Here is a 4,848-nt window from a genome sequence, read left to right as displayed (position 1 = left end):
AGTCATCGATCCCAAATCTCGGCTCGTTGTGCGGCAGAATAGTAAATACGGCGGCGATACGTCATGTCGAACACTCCATCTTTATTCAAAGATTAAAGTGTTGCGACCACCAGTTGAAACCACCACCATGTGCGGACATTCGGACGTTTCCATCATAGGTTGAGGCACGTTCACCCGTAGGCTTCTAAAGTAGCTTTTAAGGGCAATCTAGAATTACTCAACTGCCATTCAAGCATTTTTAAAAGGGATGACTATAAGTGCTCGAGGATAGCGTTGATTGGCGATTTCAGAATAAGTAAAGATTGCATATATGGTAACTTAAATATTTAATAAATCAATATGTTAACTAAATTTTCAAATACACTTTTTGATTGAATAAAACCTCTTATGCACCTAGCTTCTTTAATTGTGCATCCTGCAATTATTGATAGAGATGATTATAATGAGCGACGCATTTTCGAACGCTACCACCAATCAGATACCTTCTTTCGTAGAGGGCGATGTAATTTCCGATTTTCTGAAGCTGACTGCAACAAGTGTCAGCAACTCAGGTAAACTGGGCAACTCTATTTCCATCAGCGAACCTGGCCTGATCGCTGTTGGTGCAAGCGCTGATATTGTAGGAAGTTCTTATCAAGCCGGCTCCGTCACAGTTTTTCGCCCCTTGGAAGACGGAGGATTTGAAGAACTTCGTGTTACCGCTCCCGACGGTGCTCCCGTTGCTCATTTCGGGGAATCTGTCAGCATTGCTAATGATGGAACGCTGATTGTCGGTGCCCCCAATGCATCGCCAAATGGTATTTATAGTGGGGGGGCTATCTATGTGTATCAGCTTGATACCGACGGAAACTATGGCACTCCCACCAAATTGACCGCGGTAGATGCCAGTCCAGCAGATTTCCTTGGCTCAGCAGTTTCGATAAATGATGATGGGCAAATCATTGCAGCTGCCAAGGCTGATGATGTAAATGATGTTTATGACGCTGGGGCTGTTTACGTCTTTACCCCAGAAGAAGACGGCAGCTATTCAGAACTTAAGCTTACAGCTCCAACCAGCTCCGTGATAGGTAATTTTGGCTCTTCAGTATCCAACAACAAGGATGGTCTTGTTGTTGTTGGCGCTGCAGGCGAAGGCTCTGCTAAAGGTGCGCTTTACGTTTATAAACCGACCGCAGATGGATATGAAACACCTATCAAGCTCGAAGCTGCACAACTTCAAGACGGCGACAAGTTCGGTGCATCTGTCGCAGTCAATGACAAGGGAGAGGTCATCGTCAGCCAACCTGGTAACATGGTGGGCGGAGTTGTTTTTGCCGGCTCGGTCGTGCTCTATAAGCCGGGTGCTGATGGAAGCTATACTCAGAAAATCGAGTTCACGGCCTCAGATGGTACTGCTGGTGATGGGTTTGGCTCCTCCGTTGCAATGAATGCATCTGGTACTCTGGTTGTCGGTGCTAAAAACGACGACGCAAACGGGGCCATTGCGGGTTCCGTTTATGTGTTTGTGCCACAAGACGATGGCACCTACAAAGAGTTCAAGATTGCCGTACCAGACCTGAAAGATGGTGATGAATTCGGGTTTGCAGTTTCTATAAGTGATGATGGAACAATCACCATAGGCAAGCCAGGCAATGATATCCAAACTGGGTATGACACAGGCGCAGTCTACGTTATTGAACCCGACCCGCTTGGCAATTACACCCGCCCTGCCAATGAGCTTGTTCTCTTCGAAACAAGAGATACCTCTGACATAGCAGGCAAACTCTCGCTCAACTTTTCTGATTCAGACATTTCTGACAGTGCCCACACAGCTTCTGTGAAAAGCGTAAGCCTGTCAGGAGCGACCATCGGTTTGAACCGGCTTTCGCAACAGCAATTGTTGGACCTTGTTGCGGTTAATTCAGTTGAAAGCTCCGACCAGTCCGAGTTCGGCAAAGTTAACTTGGATTTTACGGCTGGATATGAGGTTTTCAACTATCTCTCTGAAGGACAAACTGTTGAGCTCACCTATATAGTAGAGTTGGATGACGGAAACGGGGGTAAGACTGAAGGGACTGCCAAGATCACAATCATCGGCACAAATGACACCCCAACAGCTGAGGATGTTGAAGTTGCTGTTTCTGAGGATGCGCGTGATTACATCATACAAACAGGGCTGGTTGATCCCGACCTTTCCGATCGACTTAGCATCACTGCAGAAGCAGATGATGTAAATGGCAAACTAGAGGTTTATGGTAAAAACTTCAAATACTCAGCAGCTCCACATTTTAATTATCTTGCAGCAGGCGAAACAGCAACTGAAACCTTCACGTATACAGCTGATGATGGTCATGGGGGAACAGTTACCAGAAATGTGACTATTGTGGTTGAGGGGAAAAACGATGCTCCTGTTGTCTCAGCGCTAACCGCTAATATCTTGGAGCACGAAACTGCTGATCTTGAACTAACATATAGTGATGTGGACCTCACAGATACACACACAACCTCCTTTGATGCGTCTGCAACAAAAGGGATCGTGACATTTGTTGATGGTGTCTATCACTATAACCCGAATGGACAATTTGATGATTTGAAGGAAAGGCAAACCGCAACCGATACCTTCACCGTGACCGTTGATGACGGTCACGGTGGTGTGGTCACACGTACCGCTACGATCACAATAACAGGTCGCCCTGATCCAATTTCTGAGATCAGCGGAAGCTTTTTACCAAACGTGGCACATCTTAAACGACAAGGAAGTGTTACAGATCGATTCAGCTCCTCTCATGCCGTTTCCGAAGATGGAACTTTGGTTTACGGAGCCCCTTCTGTCAGAGGTGGAGCTGTTCATGTTTATTCCCCCAACGAGGATGGAAGTTACGAACTCAAGGTTCTCCCAAATCCGTTCGGAAGTTCTGGTAGTACGTTCGGTTATGATATCGCAATCAATAATCATGGGCAAATTGTAATAACAGGACATCAAGAAGATCACTTGTCTAGATATAATAATAAGGTGTTGGTTTATTCACTTACACAAGACGGTGAATACAGTGTAACTGAACTGCCAATTACAAATGATCGAGCATTTTTTCATCAGACAATCGCTATTCAAGATGATGGGACGATTATATGGGGGAATCCATTTCACAATACACAAGATCTAAACGCTGGGGAAGTGGTGTTGTTCAAACCAGATGGGCAGGGCGGATATGTTGAGGAAGTAATTCTTCCAAGCGCTCCAGCAGCGAATGAGAACTTTGGTAAGTTTGTTGAGCCCGGTGCAAACGGTGTGATTTATGTTGGGGGACGCCGCTTGCTTGAAGACGGAGCTTACCAAGAAGGCATATTTATCATGTCTCCTGACAGCGAGTCTGGATACACTGAAAAATTCGTTGAAACTGTTGCTGTGGATGATCGCTCCTCACTCGCCGTCAACGATCAAGGCGTAGTCGTGATCAGCACTCCTGATCAGAATGTCTCAGGTATTGGTAAAGGAGTTGTGTCTGTTTACACCCCTAATGAGGATGGGTCGTATTCAGAAACCACTTTCACACCAAACTCCCGTGACAATAACAGCAAATTTGGGGCCCATATCGCAATCAGCGAAGAGGGGGTTATTGCCGTTAATCGTCTCGGGGATGAGAAATCTGAAGTCTACGTTTACACTCCAGATGGTGATGGTAGCTACGATCTGCAAATCTTTGAAACCGTAAGGTATGTTCGCAGTATCGAAATATTAGAAACGGGTGTTATAACTGTCGTTGGCGGTGGTGATGAGCGTGGATATGGTTTAGCGCCGGTTCAATATCATCCAGATGCAACTGGTGAATACGGTAAGCTCAAATCTGAAGCCCAGTTAGATGAGACGACGGATCTCGCAAGTATTCACAGCAACTACTATTTCACTTTCGAGGACCGCTATATTAGCTACGACATGCTAGAGGTTTCAGTTAAAGAAATTTCTAGCAGTGGGGTTACAGAGGGTTTAGATACCGGTGAAGTCGCTGACTTTCTGAATTTTGACGGGACAGAATGGAGCCATACCACTCGATTTCGTACTGCGAAGTTTAGCTTTGATAGCCCAGCAAACGTTTTCGATTATCTTAAAGAAGGTGAGACAGTCACGCTGACATATACGGTTGAACTCGACAACGGCAGTGGTTCCCCAGTGACCAAAGATGTGAAGATTACCATTCATGGTCATGATGATGTTGGCACAGCTGAAGCTGATAATTTGAATGGTGGCAATTCTAACGACATCATGCAGGGTCTTGCTGGTCATGATGTAATTGACGGTGGCAAAGGGGCTGACAGGATAGATGGCGGTGAAGGTGATGATACCCTAACTGGGGGGACGTCTTCTGATACTTTCCAGTTCAAGGGCAGCAATTTTGGGAACGATGTCATCACGGATTTCGATGCAGGTCTAGGACTACGTGATGTAATCGAATTCGACCAAGCTGTATTTGACGATTTCAATGCGGTGCTTGCTGAGGCAAGTGAAAGCGGTGCCAACACTATCATCACTCTGGATGCGAATACTTCTGTTACGTTGAAGAATATTTCAATAGCAGATTTGCGTCAGGACGATTTCCAGTTTGTATAATTAGACTGAGAACGGAAGGTCTGCAGCGGAAGCTGCGGGCCTTTCATACGTCTATTTTGTTAGAAACGCACACAATCAGAAATAGCAATAGCGTAAAACTGAGGAGATCTCTGCATTAAGGCGAATGTCCGCAAATGGTGGTGGTTTCAACTGGTGGTCGCAACACTTTAATCTTTGAATAAAGATGGAGTGTTCGACATGACGTATCGCCGCCGTATTTACTATTCTGCCGCACAACGAGCCGAGATTTGGGATCGATGGCA

At 45.7% G+C, this 4,848-nt stretch carries 1 protein-coding gene; it reads left to right on the top strand.

Annotated elements, in window-relative coordinates; translation table 11 throughout:
- The first annotated feature begins 442 nt into the window (after positions 1-442).
- The gene (locus tag PsAD37_RS17035; RefSeq protein WP_063297180.1) at positions 443-4,585 is read left to right on the top strand and encodes a VCBS domain-containing protein; all 4,143 of its coding nucleotides are present in this window, start codon (positions 443-445) and stop codon (positions 4,583-4,585) included.
- The last annotated feature ends 263 nt before the right edge of the window (positions 4,586-4,848 follow it).

This window comes from Pseudovibrio sp. Ad37 (assembly GCF_001623075.1).
Lineage (GTDB): Bacteria > Pseudomonadota > Alphaproteobacteria > Rhizobiales > Stappiaceae > Pseudovibrio.
Note: the sequence above shows the minus strand (reverse complement) of the source record. Positions and strands in the feature narration are given on the sequence as shown.